Here is a 26762-nt window from a genome sequence, read left to right as displayed (position 1 = left end):
CTGGGCGTGGTTTCCGGCTGGAGGGCAATCTGCGTCTCCCACTCCGTGTCCACGTACACCCTGGACTCGGTGTCATTGAGCCCCATGGACTCAAGCAGCATCTGCTGCCCCACCAGCAGCGTGACGCCTGCTTCCTGCTTCATCCACGTCAGCCGCTCCAGCGGGTAGCTGGCATCCAGCGGGACGTAAACGCCCCCCGCCTTCAGGATGCCCAGCACGCTCACCACCAACTCCAGCGAGCGCTCCACGCACAAGCCCACCCGCTCCTCAGGCCCCACACCCATGCTTCTCAGGTGATGCGCCAGCTGGTTGGCGCGTCGGTTCAGCTCCGCGTACGTCAGCCGTCGGTCCTCATACTCGACCGCCACCGCGTCCGGCGTCCGCTGCGCCTGTGCATCGAACAACTGCGCCAACGACGCTTCTCGTGGGTAATGCGCAGTCGCCCCGCTCCACGCCTTCACCAGTCGCTGCTGTTCCTCACGGCCCATCAGCGGCAGCTCGGCCAGCCGCGTCTCAGGCTGAGCGACGGCTGCATCCAACAACACCCGCAAGTGTCCGAGCAGCCGCTCCATCGTCTCGGCTTCAAACAGGTCGCTGTTGAACTCGAGGCCTCCAGAAAGGCCCTCATCCGTCTCACTCAACCCGAGCGTCAAATCGAACTTCGACGTCTTCCCGGACGACTCCGCCGCCTCCAGCTTCAGCCCCGGCAGGCTCACCGCCCCTCCCGGCGCGTTCTGCAGCACCAACATCACCTGGAACAGCGGGCTGCGGCTCAAGTCCCGCTCGGGCTGCAGCTCCTCCACCAACCGCTCGAAGGGCACTTCCTGGTGCGCGTACGCACCCAACGTCACTTCGCGCACCTGCGCCAGCAGCTCCCGGAAGCTCGATGCCGCAGACACCTTCGTCCGCAGCACCAGCGTGTTCACGAAGAAGCCAATCAGCCCCTCCGTCTCAGCCCTCGTCCGGTTCGCTATCGCCGTCCCGACGCACACGTCCTCCTGCCTCGCGTACCTCGACAGCACCACCTGGAAGGCCGCCAGCAGCACCATGAAGGGCGTCACGTTCTCCCGCTGCGCCAGCCCCTTCACGCCCTCCCACAAACCCTTCGGCCACTCCAACCCTCGCGTCTCTCCTCGGTACGTCTGGACCGCCGGCCTCCCCTTGTCCGTCGGCAACTCCAGCGCCGCTGGCGCACCCGCAAGCTGCTTCCTCCAGTACCCGAGCTGCTCTTCCAGCACCTCGCCCTTCAGCCATTCACGCTGCCATACCGCGTAGTCCGCGTACTGCACCTCCAGCTCCGCAAGCGGTGACTCGTTCCCCTGCGAGTACGCCTCGTACAGGGCCACCAACTCCCTCACCAGCACGCCCATCGACCAGCCGTCCGACACGATGTGGTGCATCACCAGCACCAACACGTGCGCTTCCTCCTCCTCCTTCAGCAGCGTCGCCCTCAGCAGCGGCCCTGTCTCCAGGTTGAACGGGCGAAGCGCCTCTTGCTCCACGAGGCGTTTTGTCTCCAGCCCTCCTTCACCGTCGTCCGGAGTTCCGCGCACCAAGACTTCCAACCGCGTCGTTGCAGTGTCGGAGACAATCTGGACGGGCATTCCGTCCTGAGCATGGAACGTGGTGCGCAACGATTCGTGTCGGCGAACCAGCTCATCAAAGCTACGGCGCAACGCTCCAACGTCGAGGACGCCAGTGAGCCTCACTGAGACCGGTACGTTATAGAAAGCGCTGCCAGGCTCCAGTTGGTCGAGGAACCACAGTCGCTGCTGAGCGAACGATAGCGGCAATGCCCCCTGGCGCTGTGCCCGCTTCAGCGGTGGCGCCTGGGGCACCAAGCCCCCCACCTGTGCGTGGCCCAGCCGGAGGGCCAATTTCTCCACCGTCGGAGATTCGAAGACGTCCCTCAGGGGGAGTTCCACCTGGAAGGACTCGCGCACGCGAGACACCAACTGCGTTGCCAGCAGCGAGTGGCCACCCAGCTCGAAGAAGTCTTCGTCGACGCTGACGCGCCCGACGTTCAGCACCTCTGTGAAAATGGACGCCAGCTTCTCCTCAGTCGCCGTGCGGGGCGCTTCAAAGTGTGCCGTCTTCGGACCCTGAGCATCCGGGGCGGGCAGTGCCTTGCGGTCCACCTTGCCGTTGGGCGTCAGCGGCAGCGACTCCAGCACCACGTACGCCGACGGCACCATGTACTCCGGCAGCCGTTGCTTCACGTGGCTTCGCAGTGCCCCCACGTCCAGTGAGGCCCCTTCCTGCGCCGTTACGTAAGCCACCAACCGCTTGCCTTCGTTCCCATCCTCGCGTGCCACCACCACGGCTTCGTTGACGCCACCGTGCTGGGCCAGCGCCGCTTCCACTTCGCCCAACTCAATCCGATAGCCACGCACCTTCACCTGCGTGTCCGCGCGGCCCAGGAACTCCAACGTCCCGTTGCTCAGCCACCGCACCACGTCGCCAGTGCGGTACAGCCGCTCCCCTTCGCCGTACGGATTTGGCACGAAGCGCTCCGCCGTCAGCTCCGGGCGCCCCACGTACCCCACCGCCAAGCCGTCTCCGCCCACGTACAGCTCGCCCGGCACGCCCACCGGCACTGGACGCATTGCACCGTCCAGCACGTAAGCCACGGTGTTCTTCACCGGCCGGCCGATGGACACTGACGCTCCTACTTCCTCGATCGCATCCATCCGGTACGTGCTGGAGAACGTCGTATTCTCCGTCGGGCCGTATCCGTTGATGAGCACACCGCCCGCCGTCAGCCGCTCCTTCACACGGGATACCGGCAGCGCGTCACCACCCGCCAGCAACTGGCGGACGCTGGCCAGGGCCTTCGGCTGCCGCGCCTGCATCTGCTCGAAGAGCGCCGCTGTCAGCCACAGCGACGTCACGCCCGACGACTCCAGCTTGCGGCCTAGCTCCTCCAGCGACGGCGTCCCCGCCGCGTACACCACCAGTTTCGCGCCGTGCAGCAATGCGCCCCACAACTCCAACGTCGATGCATCGAAGGAAATCGGTGCCAGTTGCAGCCACACCTCCTCAGGCCCGAAGTGCGCGAAGTCCGTTCCCAGCACCAGGCGTGACACCGCGCGGTGCGGCACGGCCACACCCTTCGGCTTCCCCGTGCTTCCCGACGTGAACATCACGTACGCCAGGTTTCCACCGCCCACGTTGGCGCTCGAATTGCTCACGGGATGGTGGGCAATCTGCGTCTCCCACTCCGTGTCCACGCACACCACCAGCTCGCCGCCCGAGGCCACCTCGTCCGCCAGCTTCTCCTGCGCCACCAGCAATGCGACGCCGGCTTCCGCCTTCATCCATGCCAGACGCTCCAGCGGGTAGCTGGCATCCAGCGGCACGTACACGCCCCCCGCCTTCAGGATGCCCAGCACGCTCACCACCAATTCCAGCGAGCGCTCTACGCACAAGCCCACCCGCACCTCAGGCCCCACACCCATGCTTCTCAGGTGGTGCGCCAGCTGGTTGCCACGGCGATTCAACTCCGCGTACGTCAGCCGTTGCTCCTCGTACTCCACCGCCATTGCGTCCGGCGTCCGCTGTGCCTGCTGCTCGAAGAGGACACTCAGACTGGCATCGCGTGGGTACGCGGAAGCCGTCCCGCGCCACTCCTTCACCAACCGCTGCTGCTCTTCACTGCCCATCAGCGGCAGTTCGGCCAGCCGCTTCTCCGGATCCGTAACGGCGGCCTCCAGCAGCACCTTCAAATGTCCGAGCATCCGGTCCATCGTCCCGGCCTCGAACAGGTCGCTGTTGTAGTTGACCATCGCCATGACGCCGTCCTTCACCTCCGCCATCACCAGAGACAGGTCGAACTTCGACGTCCGCCCCTCCGACTCCACGCCGGAGAGCCTCAAGCCATCTCCAAGCTTCACCTCCGTCACGGGCGTGTTCTGCAGCGTCAGCGTCACCTGGAACAGCGGACTGCGACTCAGGTCACGCTCGGGCTGAAGCTCCTCCACCAGCTTCTCGAACGGCACGTCCTGGTGCGCATACGCGCCGAGCGTCACCTCTCGCACCTGAGCGAGCAGCTCACGGAAGCTCGATGCCGGAGACACCTTCGTCCGCAGCACCAGCATGTTCGTGAAGAAGCCGATCAGCCCTTCCGTCTCGCCTTGCGTACGCCCTGCGATGGGCGACCCCACGCACACGTCGTCCTGTCTCGCGTAGCGGGCCAGCACCACCTGGAAGGCCGCCAGCAGCACCATGAACGGCGTTGCTCCTTCACGCCGTGCCAGGGCCTTCACCCGCTCCCACAAAGCCAGGGGCCAGGACTGGTCGAGATGGCCTCCTCGGAAGCTCTGCGCCGCGGGCCGCGGTTTATCCGTCGGCAGGTCCAGCGATTGGGGTGCCCCCTCCAGCTGCCGCTTCCAGTATGCGAGTTGCGACTCCAGCACCTCGCCCTTTAGCCACTCCCGCTGCCACACTGCGTAGTCCGGGTACTGCACTGGCAGTTCCGGTAGCAGTGAGGGACGCCCCTGCAAGAACGCCTCGTAGAGTGCGGTTACATCCCGCACGAGGACGCCCATGGACCACCCATCAGACACGATGTGGTGCGTCACCAGGATCAGCACGTGGTCATGCTCGGACAGCTTCAGGAGTGTCACGCGTAGCAACGGGCCACGTTCGAGATCGAACGGCTGGTGTGCCTCCTGTTCGACCAAGCGAGTGACTTCCGCCGTGCGCGCGGCCTCCGCCGATGACTCCAGCCCCATGCCCCGGAAGGCCAGCACCGGTTCGGCTGCGATGAGTTGAACGGGTTTTCCATCCCGAGTGCTGAACGTCGTCCGCAGCGACTCGTGGCGCCGCACGAGTTCCACGAAGCTCCGCTCGAGCACCTCAGCCTGGAGCGGCCCCTCTACCCGAAGGACGGCCGGCACATTGTAGGAGGCGCTCCCTCGCTCCATCTGGTCCAGGAGCCATAGCCGCTGCTGCGCGAACGACGGAGGCAACACCCGGCTCCCATCCGCTCGTGGCTTCAGGGGCGGAGCGGTGATCGACGCTCCCGAGCGAATGGCATGGTCCACCCGCTCGGACAGGGCCGACAGCGTGGGAGCCTCGAACAAGTCACGGAGCGGGAGCTCGATTCGGAAGGTGCTCCGAATCCGCGACACCATCTGCGTCGCCAACAACGAGTGGCCGCCCAGCTCGAAGAAATTGTCCTTCGAACCCACCCGCTCCACGCCCAGCACCTGCGAGAAGGTCCCAGCGAGCAGTTCCTCTGTGGGAGTGCGCGGCGCCACATAATCTGAACCTGGCGTGCCCAGCATCGTCACCGGAGCAGGCAGCGCCTTGCGGTCCACCTTCCCGTTGGGCGTCAGAGGCAGAGACTCCAGCACCACGTACGCTGACGGCACCATGTACTCCGGTAGCCGCTGCTTCATGTGGCTTCTCAGCGCGCTGGTCTCCAGGCCCGTGCCCGTGCGCGCTGTCACATACGCCACCAGTCGCTTGCCTTCGCCTCCATCCTCCCGCGCCACCACGACTGCCTCGTTGACGCCACCGTGCTGGGCCAGCGCCGCTTCCACTTCGCCCAGCTCAATCCGGTAGCCACGCACCTTCACCTGCGTGTCCGCTCGGCCCAGGAACTCCAGCGTCCCGTTCCCCAGCCACCGCACCACGTCCCCAGTGCGGTACAGCCGCTCTCCTTCGCCGTACGGATTCGGTACGAAACGCTCCGCCGTCAGCTCCGGGCGCCCCACGTACCCCACCGCCAAGCCGTCTCCACCTACGTACAGCTCACCCGGCACCCCCACCGGCACCGGACGCATTGCACCGTCCAGCACGTAAGCCACGGTGTTCTTCACCGGCCGGCCGATGGACACCGAAGCGCCCACCTCCTCCGGCCTCTCCATCCGGTACGTGCTGGAGAACGTCGTATTCTCCGTCGGGCCGTACCCGTTGATGAGCAGGCCACCTGCCGCCAGTCGCTCCTTCACTCGAGACACCGGCAAGGCATCGCCACCCGCGAGCAGCTGGCGGACACTGGCCAAGGCCTTCGGCTGCCGCGCCTGCATCTGCTCGAAGAGCGCTGCCGTCAGCCACAACGACGTCACACCAGAAGACTCCAGCTTCCGGCCCAGCTCCTCCAACGTCGGCGTCCCCGCCGGGTACACCACCAACTTCGCGCCGTGCAGCAGTGCGCCCCACAACTCCAGCGTCGATGCGTCGAAGGAAATCGGTGCCAGTTGCAACCACACTTCCTCCGGCCCGAAGTTCGCGAAGTCCGTTCCCAGCACCAAGCGTGACACCGCTCGGTGCGGCACGCCCACGCCCTTCGGCTTCCCTGTGCTTCCCGACGTGAACATCACGTACGCCAGATGCCCACCGGCCACACTGGAACTCAGATTGCTTTCTGGCTGATGAGCAATCTGCGTCTCCCACGCCGTGTCCACGCACACCATGGACTCGGTATCGGAGAGCATCATGGACTCAAGCAACTTCTGCTGCCCCACCAGCAGCGTGACGCCCGCCTCCTGCTTCATCCACGTCAGCCGCTCCAGCGGGTAGCTGGCATCCAGCGGGACGTACACGCCTCCCGCCTTCAGGATGCCCAGCACGCTCACCATCAGCTCCAGCGAGCGCTCCACGCACAAGCCCACCCGCTCCTCGGGCCCCACACCCATGCTTCTCAGGTGGTGTGCTAACTGGTTGGAGCGTCGGTTCAGCTCCGCGTACGTCAGCCGCCGGTCCTCGTACTCCACCGCCACCGCGTCCGGCGTCCGCTGTGATTGCTGCTCGAAGAGCGTACTCAGGCTCGCATCGCGTGGGTACGTCGACGCCGTCCCGCTCCACTCCTTCACCAGTCGCTGCTGCTCTTCACGGCCCATCAGCGGCAGCTCAGCCAGCGACAGCTCTGGAGCGCTCACAGCAGTCTCCAGGAACACCCGCAAGTGCCCCAACAGCCGCTCCATCGTCTCGGCTTCGAACAGGTCGCTGTTGAACTCGAGCGCGCCCGACAGCCCTCCCGCGCTCGACTCTCCCAAGCCCAGCGTCACGTCGAACTTCGACGTCTTCCCGGACGACTCCGCCGCCTCCAGCTTCAGCCCCGGCAGGCTCACCGCCCCTCCCGGCGCGTTCTGCAGCACCAACATCACCTGGAACAGCGGGCTGCGGCTCAAGTCCCGCTCGGGCTGCAGCTCCTCCACCAACCGCTCGAAGGGCACTTCCTGGTGCGCGTACGCACCCAACGTCACTTCGCGCACCTGCGCCAGCAGCTCCCGGAAGCTCGATGCCGCAGACACCTTCGTCCGCAGCACCAGCGTGTTCACGAAGAAGCCAATCAGCCCCTCCGTCTCAGCCCTCGTCCGGTTCGCTATCGCCGTCCCGACGCACACGTCCTCCTGCCTCGCGTACCTCGACAGCACCACCTGGAAGGCCGCCAGCAGCACCATGAAGGGCGTCACGTTCTCCCGCTGCGCCAGCCCCTTCACGCCCTCCCACAAACCCTTCGGCCACTCCAACCCTCGCGTCTCTCCTCGGTACGTCTGGACCGCCGGCCTCGCCTTGTCCGTCGGCAACTCCAGCGCCGCTGGCGCACCCGCTAGCTGCTTCCTCCAGTACCCGAGCTGCTCTTTCAGCACCTCGCCCTTCAGCCATTCACGCTGCCATACCGCGTAGTCCGCGTACTGCATCTCCAGCTCCGCAAGCGGTGACTCGCGCCCCTGCGAGTACGCCTCGTACAGGGCCACCAACTCCCTCACCAGCACGCCCATCGACCAGCCGTCCGACACGATGTGGTGCATCACCAGCACCAACACGTGCGATGCCTCCCCCTCCTTCAGCAGCGTTGCCCTCAGCAGCGGCCCTGTCTCCAGGTTGAACGGGCGCTGAATCTCCTCTTCAATCCAGCGCCGCACCGTGGATTCGCGCTCCGTTTCCAGTTCGCTGAAGTCGAGCTGCTGGAAAGGCTGAAGCGGCTCCGTTGCGATGACCTGCACGGGTTCACCGCAAACTACTCGGAACGTCGTGCGCAATGACTCGTGCCGCCGCACGAGTTCACTGAAGCTGGCCTCCAACGCGGTCGTTTGCAGACGCCCAGTCAGCTTCACCACTGAGGGGACGTTGTAGAACGGACTGCCTGGCTCCAACTGGTCGAGGAACCACAGTCGCTGCTGCGCGAATGACAGCGGTAGCGCATCGCTCCGAGAAGCGCGCGTCAGGGGTGGTGCTCGAACCGCGGCCTCTGCCGTCCCGCGGGATGTGTCGATCCGTTCGGCCAGCTTCCCAACTGTGGAGGACTCGAAGATGTCTCGCAGCGGGAGCTCTACCTGGAGTTCTTCCCTCACTCGCGACACCAACTGCGTTGCCAGCAGCGAGTGTCCGCCCAGTTCGAAGAAGTCCCCCTCCAGTCCGACGCGCTCAACGTTCAGCACCTCGGCGAAGATGGACGCCAGCTTCTGCTCAGTCGCCGTGCGAGGCGCCTCGAAGTGCGCCGTCTTCGAACCCTGGGCATCCGGAGCGGGCAGCGCCTTGCGGTCCACCTTGCCGTTCGGCGTCAGCGGCAACGACTCCAGCACCACATACGCCGACGGCACCATGTACTCCGGCAGCCGCTGCTTCACGTGGCTTCTCAATGCACCCGTGTCCAGCGAGGCACCTTCCTGCGCCGTCACGTAGGCCACCAGTCGCTTGCCTTCACTCCCGGCCTCTCGCGCCACCACGACTGCTTCGTTGACGCCACCGTGCTGGGCCAGCGCCGCCTCCACTTCGCCCAACTCAATCCGGTAGCCACGCACCTTCACCTGCGTGTCCGCTCGGCTCAGGAACTCCAGCGTCCCGTTGGCCAGCCACCGCACCACGTCCCCCGTGCGGTACAGCCGCTCTCCTTCGCCGAATGGACTCGGTACGAAGCGTTCCGCCGTCAGCTCTGGACGCCCCACGTACCCCACTGCCAAACCGTCTCCGCCCACGTACAGCTCGCCCGGCACGCCCACAGGCACCGGACGCATTGCCCCGTCCAGCACATAGGCCACCGTGTTCTTCACCGGCCGGCCAATGGACACCGAGGCGCCCACCTCCTCCGGCCTCTCCATCCGGTACGTGCTGGAGAACGTCGTATTCTCCGTCGGGCCGTACCCGTTGATGAGCACACCGCCCGCTGCCAGCCGCTCCTTCACTCGAGACACCGGCAAGGCATCGCCACCCGCGAGCAGTTGGCGGACGCTGGCCAAGGCCTTCGGCTGCCGCGCCTGCATCTGCTCGAAGAGCGCTGCCGTCAGCCACAACGACGTCACGCCAGAAGACTCCAGCTTCCGGCCCAGTTCCTCCAACGTCGGCGTCCCCGCCGGGTACACCACCAACTTCGCGCCGTGCAGCAGCGCGCCCCACACCTCCAACGTCGAGGCGTCGAAGGAGATGGGCGCCAGTTGCAACCACACCTCCTCAGGCCCGAACTGAGCGAAGTCCGTCTCCAGCACCAGGCGCGACACCGCGCGGTGCGGCACGGCCACACCCTTCGGCTTCCCCGTGCTTCCCGACGTGAACATCACGTACGCCAGGTTTCCACCGCCCACGTTGGCGCTGGGCGTGGTTTCCGGATGATGGGCAATCTGCGTCTCCCACTCCGTGTCCACGCACACCACCAGCTCGCCGCCCGCGGCCACCTCGTCCGCCAGCTTCTCCTGCGCCACCAGCAATGCGACGCCGGCCTCCTGCTTCATCCATGCCAGTCGCTCCAACGGGTAGCTGGCATCCAGCGGCACGTACACGCCCCCCGCCTTCAGGATGCCCAGCACGCTCACCACCAGCTCCAGTGAGCGCTCCACACACAACCCCACCCGCACCTCAGGCCCCACACCCATGCTTCTCAGGTGGTGCGCCAGTTGGTTGGCACGGCGATTCAACTCCGCGTACGTCAGCCGATGGTCCTCGTACTCCACCGCCACCGCGTCCGGCGTCCGCCGCACCTGCTCCTCGAAGAGGGCACTCAGGCTGGCGTCGCGTGGGTACGTAGAAGCCGTCCCACTCCACTCCTTCACCAGCCGCTGATGCTCCTCACTCCGCATCAGCGACAAATCCAGCAGCCGCTTCTCCGGCCCTGCGATGGCCGTCTCCAGCAGGGTCCTCAGATGATGGAGCAGCCGGCGCACCGTCTCTGCTTCAAACAGGTCGGTGTTGTAGTTCGCCGCCACCACCACGCCGTTCGGCACCTCCTCCACCACCAGGGAGAGGTCGAACTTCGACGTCCGCCCCTCCGACTCCACGCCAGACAGCGTGAGGCCGTCCCCGAGCGCCACCTCCGTCGCGGGCGTGTTCTGCAGCGTCAGCGTCACCTGGAACAGCGGACTCCGGCTCAGGTCACGCTCGGGCTGAAGCTCCTCCACCAGCTTCTCGAACGGCACGTCCTGGTGCGCATACGCACCGAGCGTCACCTCCCGCACCTGAGCGAGCAGCTCACGGAAGCTCCATGCCGGGGACACCTTCGTCCGCAGCACCAGCATGTTCGCGAAGAAGCCGATCAGCCCCTCCGTCTCGCCTTGCGTGCGCCCCGCGATGGGAGCCCCCACGCACACGTCCTCCTGCCCCGCGTACTTGGCCAGCACCCCCTGGTACGCAGCCAGCAACACCATGAACGGCGTCGCACCTTCACGACGGCCGAGCGCCTCCATGTCGCGCCAGAGCGCCTTCGGCCACACCTCGTGCCGCAAAGCTCCGCCATACGTCTGAACGGCGGGCCTCGCCTTGTCGGTCGGCAGCTCCAGTGCCGCGGGCACCCCTTCCAGACGTTGCTTCCAGTACCCGAGCTGCGCCTCCAGCACCTCGCCCTTCAGCCACTCCCGCTGCCACACCGCGTAGTCCGGGTACTGCACTGGCAGTTCCGGCAAGGGTGATGGACGGCCCTGGGAGAACGCCTCGTACAGCGCCGCGACCTCTCGCACGAGGACACCCATGGACCAGCCGTCCGACACGATGTGGTGCATCATCAGCACCAACACGTGCTCCCGCTCTCCGAGCCGAAGCAGCGTGGTCCGTAGCAATGGTCCCTTGGCCAGATCGAACGGCCGAAGCACCTCGACGTCCGCTCGGCGCTGTGCCTCCTGCTCCGATTCAGGGAGCCCGCTCAGGTCCTCGACCGTGAACACCACCTGTCCCACAGGCGAGATGACCTGCACGGGCGTCCCACCGTCGGCGCGGAAAGTCGTCCGCAAGGACTCATGGCGACGAACCAGCGCGTCGAAGCTGCGTTCCAGTGCGGCCACGTCGAGCGGTCCCGACAGCTTCACCACCGCCGGCACGTTGTAGAAGGCACTCCCCGGCGCGAGCTGCTCCAGGAACCACAAGCGCTGCTGCGCGAACGACAGCGGCAGTGCGCTCGTCAGTCCCGTCCGAGGCTTCAACGGAGGTGCAGCGAAGCCCGCTCCGGCGCGCACCCAACGGTCCACCCGCGCGGCGAGCGCGGCCACCGTGGGTGCCTCGAAGAGGTCTCTCAGGGGCAGCTCGACACCGAAGGTGCCGCGGAGGCGGGAGATGGCCTGCGTCGCCAGCAACGAGTGCCCTCCCAGCTCGAAGAAGCCACTGTGGATCCCCACACGGTCGATCCCCAGCACCTCGGAGAACAGCCCCGCCACCAGTTCTTCCGTGGCCGTGCGTGGCGCGACAACAGCCTCGGCATCCACAGACTGGAAGTCAGGCGGAGGCAGCGCCTTGCGGTCCACCTTGCCGTTGGGCGTCAGCGGCAGCGCCTCCAGCACCACCAGGGCCTGCGGAACCATGTAGTCAGGCAGCGTCTGGCCCAGGAAGTCACGAAGTGTGTCGACCTCCAGGGTGTGGCCCGGCTTCGGCACGGCGTAGCCCACCAGGCGCTTGCCATCCGTCCCGCTCTCGTGGGCCACCACGACCGACTCACGCACCGAGGGGTGCCGCTCCAGCGCCGCTTCCACCTCGCCCAGCTCCACGCGGTAGCCGCGAACCTTGAGCTGGTCATCCATGCGGCCCAGGAACTCCACCCGGCCATCCGCGAGCAGCCGTGCCCGGTCTCCCGTCCGGTACATCCGCGCACCCGGATCGTCCGCGTACGCGTCCGGCACGAAGCGCTCGGCCGTCAGGTCCGCCCGGCCCAGGTAGCCGCGGCCCACGGTCCTTCCACCAATGCACAGCTCTCCCGGAATGCCCACGGGCACCGGGCGCAGGTACGCATCCAGCACGTAGACGCGCGCGTTCGGAATGGGCCGCCCCAGCGGCACCGACGCCGACACACGCCCCTGAGGCCCACGCTCCACCTGGAGCGTGAGCACACCCACAGTCGTCTCGGAGGGCCCGTAGTGGTTGAACACCACCAGGTCCGGCGACAGTTCGTGCACCCGGTCCATCAGCGCCCAATCCGAGACATCACCGCCCAGCACCAGACGCTGACGCGGCAACACCCGCTCGGGATTCCCAGAGGCCAGGAGCGCCTGCAAGTGAGCGGGGACGATCTTCAGGCAGTCCACGGCCTCGCGCTCGAAGAGCGCGGCCAGGGCGGACGGGTCCGACGCGCATTCACGAGACACGAGATGCAGCGCGCCGCCTTGGCAAAGCGTGGGGAAGACAGCGGTGTGGCCCAGGTCCGCCGCCAGCGTGGACACGGAAGCAAACGAAGCGCCTTCCGGCAGCTCCAGCCGGCGCGAGGCGCCTTCTACGTAATGAACCAGCTGCCGGTGCTCGATGGCCACGCCCTTCGGCCGCCCCGTGGAGCCAGAGGTGAAGATGACGTAGGCAAGGTTCTCCGGCGCCGCCGAGGGCTCCGGGTTGCGCTCGCTCCGTTCCAATAGAGAAGACGCGTCCGCATCCAGACGGACCACCCCGCCCGCGTCCCAGCGCAGGATCTCCGCCAGGGCCGCCTGCGTGACCAGCGCCTGGGCACCCGCGTCCGCGAGCACACTTCGGATGCGCTCGACCGGGAACGTGACGTCCAGCGGCACATAGGCACCACCCGCCTTGAGAATGCCCCACAGGCCCACCAGCGCGCTGGCGGAGCGGTCCAGGTACAAGCCCACCGGAACATCCGGACCGACGCCCAGCGAACGCAGGTGGTGCGCCAGTTGATTGGCCCGCCGGTTCAGCGCCTCGTAGGTCAGCCGTGAGTCTTCGGCGACGACCGCGAGCGCATCAGGCGTCTTCGCGGCCTGCGCCTCGAAGAGGGCCTGGATGGTGTTGGGAACGAAGTCGCTGCGTGTGTCGTTCCACTCCACGAGCAACCGGCGCTGCTCTCCTGCGCCCAGCAGCGGCAGCTCGCCCAACCGAGTATCCGGCGTCTGGAGCGCGGCCTCCAGCAACACGCGCAGGTGGCCCGTCAGCCGGCCCATCGTCTCGGGCTCGAAGAGGTCGCTGTTGTACACGGCGCTGACTGACAACCCCTGCGGCGTCTCGGCCAGCTCCAGGGTGAGATCGAACTTCGACGTGCGCGAGTCACCATCCATTCCCGCCAGCGTCAGGCCCGGCAGGTGCAGCTCCACGGTGGGCGTGTTCTGCAGGATGAACATCACCTGGAAGAGCGGGCTGCGGCTCAAGTCGCGGTCTGGCTTGAGTTCCTCCACCAGTCGCTCGAAGGGGATGTCCTGATGCGCATACGCGCCAAGCGTCCGTTCGCGAACCTGCGCCAACAGCTCCCGGAACGTGGGGTTTCCGGTGAGTCGCGCACGCAGGACGAGCGTGTTGACGAAGAAGCCAATCAGCCCCTCCGTCTCGGCCCGGGTGCGGTTGGCGATGGGCGAGCCCACGCAGAGGTCATCCTGCCCCGAGTAGCGCGATAGCACCGTCTGGAACGCCGCGAGCAGCACCATGAACGGCGTGGCGCCTTCACGATGCGCGAGCACCTTGACCGACTCCCACAGGTCTCGCGGCCACTGGACATCCCGGCTGGCGCCACGGAACGTTTGCACCGCGGGACGCGGCTTGTCCGTGGGCAGTTCCAGTGCCTGCGAGGCCCCCTGGAGCTGCTCCTTCCACCATGCGAGCTGTGATTCCAGGACCTCACCCTGGAGCCACTCGCGCTGCCACACCGCGTAGTCCGCGTACTGGAGTGGAAGCTCCGGCAGCGGTGACGACAGGCCCTGCGAGCACGCCTCATACAACGCGGCGACCTCGCGGACGAGCACGCCCATGGACCAGCCGTCCGACACGATGTGGTGCATCACCAGCACCAGCACGTGCTCCTGCTCGGACTGCTTCAGCAATACCGTGCGCAGCAATGGGCCGCGCGTCAGGTTGAACGGAAGCGCCGCCTCTTCGGCGATCAGGCGTTGGGCTTCCGAGGGCCTTTCAGCCTCAGACAGGTCACTCAGGTCCACCAGTCGCAGCTCGACCATTGACTCCGCTGCGATGACTTGAGCCGGCGCACCACCGCTGCTCTGGAAGGTCGTGCGCAGTGACTCATGCCGAAGCACCAGCGCCTCGAAGGCTTGCTCCAGCGCGTCCACCCGCACCGTCCCCGTCAGCTTCACTGCGATAGGGATGTTGTAGGACGAGCTGCCCGGTTCCAACTGGTCGAGGAACCACAGCCGCTGCTGCGCGAACGACAGTGGCAACGGCCCGGTTCGTTCAATTCGCGTTGGCGGCGGCACATGAAGCACCTGCGTGCCGTTCGGTTCCGTCTCGAGCCGCTGGGCGAGCTTCTCAACCGTGGGCGCCTCAAAGACGTCCCGTAGAGGCAACTCGACATGGAAGGCTTCGCGAACACGCGAGACCAACTGCGTGGCCAGCAGCGAATGTCCGCCCAGCTCGAAGAAGTCTCCGTCGAGCCCGACGCGCTCGACGTTGAGCACCTCGGCGAAGATGGATGCCAGCTTCTGTTCAGCGGGGGTACGCGGTGCAACGAAGCGATCGCCTGCGGCACGCTCTGCATCAGGCGCGGGCAGTGCCTTGCGGTCCACCTTGCCATTGGGCGTCAGCGGCAACGACTCCAGCACCACATACGCCGACGGCACCATGTACTCCGGCAACCGCTGCTTCACGTGGCTTCTCAATGCACCCGTGTCCAGCGAAGCACCTTCCTGTGCCGTCACGTAGGCCACCAACCGCTTGCCTTCGCCTCCATCCTCCCGCGCCACCACCACGGCTTCGTTGACACCACTGTGCTGGGCCAGCGCCGCTTCCACTTCGCCCAGCTCAATCCGATAGCCACGCACCTTCACCTGCGTGTCCGCTCGGCCCAGGAACTCCAACGTCCCGTTGGCCAGCCACCGCACCACGTCCCCCGTGCGGTACAGCCGCACTCCTTCGCCGAATGGATTCGGTACGAAGCGTTCCGCCGTCAGCTCTGGACGCCCCACGTACCCCACTGCCAAACCGTCTCCGCCCACGTACAGCTCGCCCGGCACGCCCACAGGCACTGGACGCATTGCACCGTCCAGCACGTAGGCCACCGTGTTCTTCACCGGCCGGCCAATGGACACCGACGCTCCTACTTCCTCTGGCCGCTGCATCCGGTACGTGCTGGAGAACGTCGTGTTCTCCGTCGGGCCGTACCCGTTGATGAGCAGGCCACCTGACACCAGCCGCTCCTTCACTCGAGACACCGGCAAGGCATCGCCACCCGCGAGCAGTTGGCGGACGCTCGACATGGCCTTCGGCTGCCGCGCCTGCATCTGCTCGAAGAGCGCTGCCGTTAGCCACAACGACGTCACGCCAGAAGACTCCAGCTTCCGCCCCAGCTCCTCCAGCGACGGCGTCCCCGCCGGATACACCACCAACTTCGCGCCGTGCAGCAATGCGCCCCACAACTCCAACGTCGAGGCGTCGAAGGAAATGGGCGCTAGTTGCAGCCACACCTCCTCAGGCCCGAAGTGCGCAAAGTCCGTTCCCAGCACCAGGCGAGACACCGCGCGGTGCGGCACGGCCACACCCTTCGGCTTCCCCGTGCTTCCCGACGTGAACATCACGTACGCCAGGTTTCCACCGCCCACGTTGGCGCTGGGCGTGGTTTCCGGATGATGGGCAATCTGCGTCTCCCACTCCGTGTCCACGCACACCACCAGCTCGCCGCCCGCGGCCACCTCGTCCGCCAGCTTCTCCTGCGCCACCAGCAATGCGACGCCGGCCTCCTGCTTCATCCATGCCAGTCGCTCCAACGGGTAGCTGGCATCCAGCGGCACGTACACGCCCCCCGCCTTCAGGATGCCCAGCACGCTCACCACCAGCTCCAGTGAGCGCTCCACACACAACCCCACCCGCACCTCAGGCCCCACACCCATGCTTCTCAGGTGGTGCGCCAGCTGGTTGGCACGGCGATTCAACTCCGCGTACGTCAGCCGTTGCTCCTCGTACTCCACCGCCACCGCGTCCGGCGTCCGCCCCACCTGCTGCTCGAAGAGGACACTCAGGCTGGCATCGCGTGGGTACGCAGAAGCCGTCCCGCTCCACTCCTTCACCAACTGCTGCTGCTCTTCACGGCCCATCAGCGGCAGGTCGAGCAGCCGCGTCTCTGGAGCGCTCACAGCGGCTTCCAGGAGCACGCGCAGGTGCCCCAGCAGCCGTTCCATCGTCGCGGCCTCGAACAGGTCGCTGTTGTAGTTCACCGCCACGGAAAACCCGTGCGGCACTTCTTCCGCGAGCAGCGACAAATCGAACTTCGAGGTCCTCTCCTCGGCGTCGACGCCCTTCAGCGTCAGCTCTCGCAGTTGGACCTCGGAGAAAGGCGTGTTCTGCAACGTCAGCGTCACCTGGAACAACGGGCTGCGGCTCAGATCGCGCTCGGGCTGGAGTTCCTCCACCAGCTTCTCGAACGGCACGTCCTGGTGAGCATACGCACCCAATGTCACTTCGCGGACCTGCGCCAACAGCTCGCGGAAGCTCGACACCTGGGACACCTTCGTCCGCAGCACCAACGTGTTGACGAAGAAGCCAATCAGCCCCTCTGTCTCCTCGCGCGTGCGGCCCGCGATGGGTGAGCCCACGCTCACGTCGTCCTGGCCCGAGTAGCGCGACAGCACCGTCTGGAAGGCCGCGAGCAGCACCATGAACGGTGTCGCGCCCTCTCTCTGCCCGAGCGCCTTCGCCGCGGCCCATAGCTCGGAGGGCCAGAGCGCCTCCTTCATGCTCCCGCGGAACGTCTGCATCGCCGGGCGAGGCTTGTCCGTGGGCAACGCCAACGCACTCGGCGCCCCAGCGAGCTGCTGTCGCCAGTATCCGAGCTGCGCCTCCAACACGTCGTCTGCCAGCCACTCGTGCTGCCAGACAGCGTAATCGCCATACTGGAGCGGCAGGTCCGGCAACGGGGAGCGGTGTCCCTGGGACAGCGCCTCGTAGAGCGCGGCCACCTCGCGCACGAGGATGCCCATGGACCATTCGTCCGACACGATGTGGTGCATCACCAGCACCAGCACGTGCTCCCGCTCCCGCTCCCGCAGCTGTAGCAACGTGGCACGCAGCAACGGCCCCTTCGTCAGGTCGAAGGGCCGCTGGGCCTCCTCTTCAGCCCAGCGCGTCGCAGCGGCATCACCCTCGGTGTCCTCCAGCGCTTCCAGGGACACCACAGCGAAGGCGAGCGTCGGCTCGGCCGAGATGACCTGCACCGGGGTTCCCCCCTTGGCGCGGAAGGTCGTCCGCAGTGCCTCATGACGGCGCACCAGTTCCTCGAAGCTCCACTCCAGCGCGCTCGGATCCAACGGGCCCGTCAACTTCACCACCGCGGACACGTTGTAGAACGCACTCCCCGGCTGGAGCTGATCCAGGAACCACAGTCGCTGCTGCGCGAACGACAAGGGCAGCTCACGGGCGCGAGGCGCCGCCGGGCTCCGAAGCACCGGCATCTCCGCCCCAGACCGCTTCGCCAGATCAATGCGACGCGCCAGCTCCGCCACCGTGGGCGCCTCGAACAACTCCCGCAGCGCGAGTTCCACCCGGAAGGCAGAACGCACCCGCGAGACGAGCTGCGTCGCGAGGAGCGAGTGGCCCCCCAGCTCGAAGAATCCGTCGTGGATGCCCACGCGCTCCACGCCCAGCACCCGGCTGAAGAAGCCGCACAGCAGCTCTTCCGTCGGGGTGCGCGGTGCGACGTACTGTCGCTCGCTGACGTCAACGTCCGGTGCGGGCAGCGCCTTTCGATCCACCTTCCCGCTGGGGAGCAGCGGCAGCGCCTCCAGGACCACGAACCACGAAGGCACCATGGCCGGAGGCAGACGCTCCGCCAGGAAGGCCCGCAGCGCCGTGGCATCCACGGCTCCTGCCTCATCCCTTGGCACCACGTAGGCCACGAGCCGCGTCTCATCCGAAACGTCCTTCCGCACCACCACCACGGCGACGTGGACGGCCGGGTGCTCCGCAAGCACCGCTTCCACCTCACCGGGTTCGACGCGGTGCCCTCGCACCTTCACCTGCGTGTCCACACGGCCCAGGAACTCCAGCGAACCTCCCGAGCGCCACCGCACCTGGTCACCCGTGCGGTAGAGCCGGGCGCCCGGCGCACGACCCAAGGCGTCCGGCACGAAACGCTCCGCCGTCAGGTCCGGTCGGCCCACATACCCACGAGCCAGACCATCTCCACCGACGAAGAGTTCACCCGGGACGCCCACTGGGACAGGCTGGCCCTGTGCATCCAGGACGTACGCCTGGGTGTTCGCGATGGGTCGGCCAATGGGCGCGAAGGGGCCTTCGCCCAGGTCGCCTCCCAGCCAGGCCGTGGCATCGACCGTGGTCTCGGTCGGTCCGTACGCATTGATGATGGTCGTGGACGGCAACCGCGCCCGGGCCTGGTGAACGAGCTCCACCGGCAGCGCCTCGCCCCCGGATACCAGCACCCTCAGGCCCGCAGCTCGCGCCACACCTTCGTGCGCCAACAGGACGCGAAGCTGCGACGGAACCAACTGGAGCACCGTGACCTGCAGGCGTTCCAACGCGGCCAGCAGCACCTCGGTGTCGCTCTCGGCATCAGGCGGTGCGATGACCAGCCGAGCACCAGAGACCAGCGTGGCCAGCAACTCGGGCACCGAGGCGTCGAAGCCAGCAGAGGCCTTCTGCAACACCCGGTCTCCCGTGCCCAGCTTCAACGTGGCGATGAACCACGCCGTGTGTCGCGCCAATGCGCGGTGGGAGACGAGCACGCCCTTCGGACGGCCCGTCGACCCGGAGGTGAAGAGGACGTAGGCGGCGTTGTCCGCCACCGCGCTCGCATCCCAAACCTCAGCGGCGACTGACCCAAGGTCATCCTCAATCAACACCACGGGCATCGAGGTCGCGGGCGCCAGGTCTCGCAACGCCCGCTGGGTGAGGAGTACCGCGGGCGCCGCGTCCTCCAGGATGCGCGCCAGCCGCTCACGGGGAGCATCCGGCTCCAGCGGCACCCAGGCACCACCGGCCTCCAGGATGGCGAGCAGTCCCACCACCAGCTCCGGCGATCGGCGCGCGAAGAGGCCCACCCGGACCTCGGGCCCCACCCCCAAGCGCCGCAAATGCGCCGCCAACAAGCGGCTCCGCGCCATCAGCTCCGCGAAAGTAAGCTGCCCACCCTCCCAAGTGAGCGCCACCGTTTCCGGAATGCGCGTCGCCAGGTCCGCCAACTGCACGTGCACGGGCGTATCGCGTGGATACTCCGCTGTGGTGTCGTTCCACTCCACCAGGAGCTGGTGCCGCTCCTTAGGAGAGAGCAGCGGCAGCTCGGACAAACGGCGGTTCGGGGAGGCCACGGCAGCCTCCAACAGCGTGAGCCAGTGCGCGGCCATGCGCTGAACGGTGGCCGTCTCGAAGAGGTCCGCGTTGTACTCGAAGACGCCGGAGAAGCCGTCCGGCAGGTCCTCCAACGCCAGCGTCAGGAAAAACTTCGCGGCGCCGATCTCCGTGTCCATCGCGCTCATCGAGAGCCCGGGCACGAACGCCTCCGGCACCGGCGTGTTCTGCAGGGAGAACATCACCTGGAACAGCGGCGAGTGGCTGAGCGTGCGTTCCGGCTGGAGCGCTTCCACGAGCTGTTCGAATGGAACGTCCTGATGCGCGTAGCCACCCAGCGCCGCGTCCTTCACCTCGCGAAGCAGCGTGAGGAACGGCTTATCGGCGGACGGACGTGCCCGCAGCGCTAGGGTGTTGACGAAAAAGCCGATGAGCCCTTCTGTCTCCGCGCGGTTACGTCCGGCGACGGGCGTTCCCACCACCAGGTCGTCCTGCCCCGAGTACCGGGCCAGCAACACCTGGAAGCTCGCCAGCAGCACCATGAACGGCGTTGCACCATGCCGCTGCGCCAGTGCCTTCACGCCTGAGGTCAACGCCGGTGGGATGCTCACCCGGAGATTCGCGCCTCGGAAAGTCTGAACCGCGGGCAGCGGCCTGTCCGTGGGAATCGAGAGGACGTGAGGGGCCCCTTCGAGCTGTTGACGCCACCAGTCCAGTTGCCGCTGAAGCGCGCCACTCTCCAGCCAGGCGCGCTGCCACGCGGAGAAGTCACCGTATTGCACGTCCAGTTCAGGCAGCGGCGACGGCTGTCCTTCGCGGAAGGCCCCGTAGAGCGCCGCGAGTTCCCGGACGATGACGCCCATGGACCACCCGTCCGAGACGATGTGGTGCATGTTCGCCAGAAGCACATGCTCCGCCTCGGAGCGCCTCAGCAATCGTGTGCGCAGCAACGGCCCACTGGCGAGGTCGAATCCGCGGAGGGACTCCTCACGCAGCAGCTGATGGACCTCCGCCTCGGCCGCCTCGGACGAGAGCGACGACAGGTCCGCCACCGGCAGTGCGTTCACCGCCTGCTGGGAGACAACCTGTACGGGCGCCCCGCCCTCGGTGCGGAACGTCGTTCGCAGGACTTCGTGGCGCCGCACCAACTCACGAAGCGCGCGCTCCAGTGCATCGACCCGCAGTGCGCCCGAAAGCCGGATGGCCAAGGGGATGTTGTAGACGGGACTCCCTGGCTCCAGCTGTTCGAGGAACCACAGTCGCTGCTGAGCGAACGACAGCGGCAGTGCCCCCAACCGAGGGATCCGCTTCAGGGGCGGTGCGTGAAGGGCTGAAGCCCCCGCCTGCGGTTCCTCCAGCCGAAGAGCGAGCTTCTCCACCGTCGGCGATTCGAAGACGTCCCGCAGGGGGAGTTCCACCTGGAAAGACTCGCGGACGCGTGACACCAACTGGGTGGCCAGCAGCGAGTGTCCGCCCAGTTCGAAGAAGTCCCCCTCCAGTCCGACGCGCTCAACGTTCAGCACCTCGGCGAAGATGGACGCCAGCTTCTGCTCAGTCGCCGTGCGAGGCGCCTCGAAGTGCGCCGTCTTCGGACCCTGGGCATCCGGGGCGGGCAGCGCCTTGCGGTCCACCTTGCCATTGGGCGTCAGCGGCAACGACTCCAGCACCACGTACGCTGACGGCACCATGTACTCCGGCAGCCGCTGCTTCACGTGGCTTCTCAGTGCACCCGCGTCCAGCGAGGCACCTTCCTGTGCCGTTATGTAAGCCACCAACCGCTTACCTTCACCTCCATCCTCCCGCGCCACCACCACGGCTTCGTTGACGTCACTATGCTGCGCCAGCGCCGCTTCCACTTCGCCCAGCTCAATCCGATAGCCACGCACCTTCACCTGCGTGTCCGCTCGGCCCAGGAACTCCAACGTCCCGTTGGCCAGCCACCGCACCACGTCCCCCGTGCGGTACAGCCGCTCTCCTTCGCCGAATGGACTCGGTACGAAGCGTTCCGCCGTCAGCTCTGGACGCCCCACGTACCCCACTGCCAAACCGTCTCCGCCCACGTACAGCTCGCCCGGCACGCCCACAGGCACCGGACGCATTGCCCCGTCCAGCACATAGGCCACCGTGTTCTTCACCGGCCGGCCAATGGACACCGAGGCGCCCACCTCCTCCGGCCTCTCCATCCGGTACGTGCTGGAGAACGTCGTATTCTCCGTCGGGCCGTACCCGTTGATGAGCACACCGCCCGCTGCCAGCCGCTCCTTCACTCGAGACACCGGCAAGGCATCGCCACCCGCGAGCAGTTGGCGGACGCTGGCCAAGGCCTTCGGCTGCCGCGCCTGCATCTGCTCGAAGAGCGCCGCCGTCAGCCACAACGACGTCACGCCAGAAGACTCCAGCTTCCGCCCCAGCTCCTCCAACGTCGGCGTCCCCGCCGGATACACCACCAAGCGCGAGCCGTGCAGCAGCGCGCCCCACACCTCCAACGTCGAGGCGTCGAAGGAGATGGGCGCCAGTTGCAACCACACCTCCTCAGGCCCGAACTGAGCGAAGTCCGTCTCCAGCACCAGGCGTGACACCGCGCGGTGCGGCACGGCCACACCCTTCGGCTTCCCCGTGCTTCCCGACGTGAACATCACGTACGCCAGGTTTCCACCGCCCACGTTGGCGCTGGGCGTGGTTTCCGGATGATGGGCAATCTGCGTCTCCCACTCCGTGTCCACGCACACCACCAGCTCGCCGCCCGCGGCCACCTCGTCCGCCAGCTTCTCCTGCGCCACCAGCAATGCGACGCCGGCCTCCTGCTTCATCCATGCCAGACGCTCCAGCGGGTAGCTGGCATCCAGCGGCACGTACACGCCCCCGGCCTTCAGGATGCCCAGCACGCTCACCACCAGCTCCAGTGAGCGCTCCACACACAACCCCACCCGCACCTCAGGCCCCACACCCATGCTTCTCAGGTGGTGCGCCAGCTGGTTGGCACGCCGGTTCAACTCCGCGTACGTCAGCCGTTGCTCCTCGTACTCCACCGCCACTGCGTCCGGCGTCCGCTGTGCCTGCTGCTCGAAGAGGACACTCAGACTGGCATCGCGTGGGTACGCGGAAGCCGTCCCGCGCCACTCCTTCACCAACCGCTGCTGCTCTTCACTGCCCATCAGCGGCAAATCCAGCAGCCGCTTCTCCGGATCCGTAACGGCGGCCTCCAGCAGCACCTTCAAATGTCCGAGCATCCGGTCCATCGTCCCGGTCTCGAACAGGTCGCTGTTGTAGTTGACCATCGCCATGACGCCGTCCTTCACCTCCTCCATCACCAGAGACAGGTCGAACTTCGACGTCTTCTCCTCCGTCGCCAGCCCCTTGAGGGTGATGCCCCTCAGCTGGACTTCGGCGGCGGGGGTGTTCTGAAGTGTCAGCGTCACCTGGAACAACGGGCTACGGCTCAGATCGCGCTCGGGCTGGAGTTCCTCCACCAGCTTCTCGAATGACACGTCCTGGTGCGCATAGGCGCCCAGGGTCACCTCGCGGACCTGCCCCAGCAACGCGCGGAAGCTCAGCGCAGGCGACAGCTTCGACCGCAGGACCAGCGTGTTGACGAAGAACCCAATCAACCCCTCCGTCTCCGAGTGCGAACGCCCTGCGATGGGAGCCCCCACGCTCACGTCGTCCTGGCCCGAGTAGCGCGACAGCACCGTCTGGAACGCGGCCAGCAACACCATGAAGGGCGTCGCGCCCTCGCGTCGGCCGAGCGACTCCACCTCACGCCACAGCGCCTTCGGCCACAGGACCTGAAGGTTCGCGCCCCGGAACGTCTGCGTCGCGGGTCGCAGTTTGTCCGTGGGGAGCTCCAACGCTCGCGGCATCCCAGCAAGCTGCTTCCGCCAGTACGCGAGCTGCGACTCCAGCACCTGCCCCTTGAGCCAATCTCGCTGCCACATCGCGAAGTCCGCGTACTGCACGGACAGCTCGGGCAACTGTTCCGGCCGCCCCTGGGACAATGCCTCGTAGAGCGCGGCCACCTCCCGCACGAGGATGCCCATGGACCAGTAGTCCGACACGATGTGGTGCATCACCAGCACCAACACGTGCTCCTGCTCGGACACCTTGAGCAGCACCGTACGCAGCAAGGGCCCTTGCGCCAGTTGGAACGGACGGCCCACCTCCGCCTCGGTCCGTGCCTTCGCCGAGGCCTCGCGCTCGCCCTCTGGCAACACGGACAGGTCCACCACCTCCAGCGGCACCTGAGTCTCTGCAGCGATGACCTGTACCGGAGAGCCAGATTCGGCGCGGAACGTGGTGCGCAGCGCCTCATGCCGGCGAACCAACGCCTCGAAGCTCCGTGCCAGCGCACCGACGTCCAACCCCCCCGTCACACGAACAGGCGCCCAGAGGTTGTAGGACGTATTCGCCGGGTCGAGCTGCGCCAGGAACCACAGGCGCTGTTGCGCGAATGACAGCGGGACTGTTCCGCCGCGCTCCATCCTCTTCAGCGGAGGCGCCGGCATGCCCGCGGTCGCCACCGCCCTGGAAATCCGCTCCGCGAGCGTCGCCACCGTGGCCGACTCGAAGACGTCGCGCAGCGGCAGATCCACCCGGAAGGCTTCACGGACCCGCGCGACCAGCTGCATGGCCAGCAGCGAGTGGCCGCCCACCTCGAAGAAGTTGTCGTGCAGCCCCACCGTCTCCAGGCGCAGCACCTCCGCCCAGAAGCCCGCGAGCATCTGCTCCACGGGCGTCCGAGGCGCGACGTGCGCCTCCTTTCGAGACTCCCGTACGGCCTCCGGCGCGGGCAGCGCCTTGCGGTCCACCTTCCCGTTTGGAAGCAGCGGAAGCCGCTCCAGCACCACCATCGCCTGCGGCACCATGAATCGCGGCAGGCGCGACTCCAGGCCCGCGCGCACCTCGCCGCCCGCCAGCTCGCGCTCATCGCGGGGCACCACGTAGGCCACCAGCCGCTTGTCGCCCGGTGCGTCCTCGCGCACCACGACCAGCGCCTCGCGCACGCCCGGTTGCCCGAGCAACGCCGACTCCACCTCACCGGGCTCGATGCGATGACCGCGCACCTTCACCTGTGAGTCACCCCGGCCCAGGTACTCCAGTACGCCGTCCCGCCGCCATCGCGCCTTGTCGCCGGTGCGGTACAGCCGCGCCCCGTCCCCTTGCAGCGCGGGAACGAACCGCTCCGCTGTCAGCTCCGGCCGGCCGAGATATCCGCGCGCCACACCTTCGCCACCGACGTACAGCTCGCCCACCACGCCCGCGGGCACTGGCTCCAGTTCCCCGTCGAGGACGTAGATACGGACATTCGTCAGCGGCCGGCCAATGGCCACCTCGCGCCCGGAGTCCTCGGTGTCGGTGGTCAGGTCCACGGCCGTGGCCACCGCTGTCACTTCGGTGAGGCCGTACGTGTTCAGCAGAGGCACCGCGCGGCCCACGCGTTGCCGCCACTGCGACACCCGCGCGGGGACGGCGCGCTCGCCGCCGATAACCACCCACTTCAAGCCCGAGGGCAGGCGCGCCTTGCCTTCATCCAGGCTCGCCGTCACTTCATGCCAGAAGGCCGTGGGCAGGTTCAGCTGGGTGATGCCGGCCGCTTCACACCGGGCCAGGAAGACCTCCGGGACGTCCAACATCTCGGGCGTGCGCAGCACCAGCGTGCCGCCGCGAGTGAGGCACGGATAGATCTCCTCCGCGCTCGTATCCCAGCTGATGGACGCGAACTGGAGCACCCGGTCGCCTGGCTCCACCGGGCAGACCTGCCACTCCGCGCGAATGAAGCTCACCAGAGAGCGGTGCTGCACAACCACGCCCTTCGGCCGTCCCGTGGAGCCCGACGTGTAGAGCACGTACGCCGCGGCTTCCGGTGGAACGACGGCGGCCGGCTCGGACGCCATCCCCTCTACGTCCGGCGTGAGTGACGCCACGTCCAACCACACCCGCCCCGGTGCATCGCCCAGCTTCTCGCGGTACGGCTGCCGTGCCACGACCACGCGAGCACCACAGTCCTCCAGCATGTAGCCCAGGCGCTCCGCTGGGTACTCCGGGTCCAGCGGCACGTAGGCGCCACCCGCCTTGAGCACACCCAGCAACGCCGCCAGCAACTCGACCGAGCGCTCCACGCACACGGCCACCCGGGACTCCAGGCCCACGCCGAGCGCGCGCAGGCGTGCCGCCACGTGGTTCGCCCGCGCGTTCAGCTCGCGATACGTCACGGACTCACCGCCGGACACCACGGCGATGGCGTCCGGTGTCCGCGCGACCTGCGCTTCGAACAGCGCATGGGCGCAGGCGTCCGGAGGCAAGGGCTCGTTCGCGCCGTTCCACGTCACCAGCAACCGGTGCCGCTCCTCGGCCGCGAGCATCGCCAGCGTCTCGACGGGCCGGTCGGGTGACGCCACCGCCGCGTCGAGCAGCGTCTCCAGATGACCCAGCAGTCCCTCGATGGTGGCCGCGTCGTACAACGCCGCGTTGTACGTGGCCGTCAGCGCAAGGCCATCAGGGCCTCGGGACATCATCAGGGTCAGGTCCACGTCGGTGCGCGACACATCCGCGTCGAGCACGCGCACGTCGAGCCCTTGCATTTCGCGAAGCGGTGGCGGCGCGTCGATTTCCCCGAAGAGCACCTGGAACATCGGTGCGCGCGTCGGGTCCTGCTCCACGCCCAGTGCACTCAGCAGCGGTTCGAAAGGAACATGCGCGTTCGCGAAGGCCTCCACCGTATCCGCCTTCGCGCGGCTCAGCAGCTCACGGTAGCCCGGCCGACCGGAGAGGTCCGCTCGCAGGACCAGCGGCTCGACGAAGAGGCCCACGAGCCCTTTCGTCTCCTGCCGGCCCCGGTTCGTGTACGAAGCGCCAATGAGCAGGTCCTTCTGCCCGGCGTAGCGTGAAAGCAGGACCTGGAGCCCCGCCAGCACGGCCATGAACAACGTGGCGCCTTCGGCCTGCGCCAGCGACTCGAGGCGTTCCACCCATGACACGGGCAACAAGGCCCTCCGCTGAGCTGCCCGTCCGGTCGCGGAGCGCCGCGGGCGGTCCGTGGGCAACTCCAATTCATGCGGCGCGCCCTCCAAACGCTTGCGCCAGAACTCCACGTGCGCGTCGAGCGCGTCACCGCGAAGCTTCCCTCGCTGCCAGGATGCGTAGTCCCCATATTGGCGCGACAACAC

At 67.2% G+C, this 26762-nt stretch carries 1 protein-coding gene (running past one end of the window); it reads right to left on the bottom strand.

Features of this window, described 5'->3' with window-relative positions; all coding sequences use genetic code 11:
- Positions 1-26762, bottom strand: partial view of a non-ribosomal peptide synthase/polyketide synthase gene (locus OZ403_RS18845; protein WP_268784762.1) — the 5' portion only. It extends 4885 nt beyond the left edge of the window; the window shows 26762 of its 31647 coding nt (coding positions 1-26762); it begins with the start codon at positions 26760-26762; the stop codon falls past the left edge of the window.

This window comes from Myxococcus sp. NMCA1 (assembly GCF_026810205.1).
In the GTDB taxonomy this organism is placed as follows: domain Bacteria; phylum Myxococcota; class Myxococcia; order Myxococcales; family Myxococcaceae; genus Myxococcus; species Myxococcus xanthus_A.
Note: the sequence above shows the minus strand (reverse complement) of the source record. Positions and strands in the feature narration are given on the sequence as shown.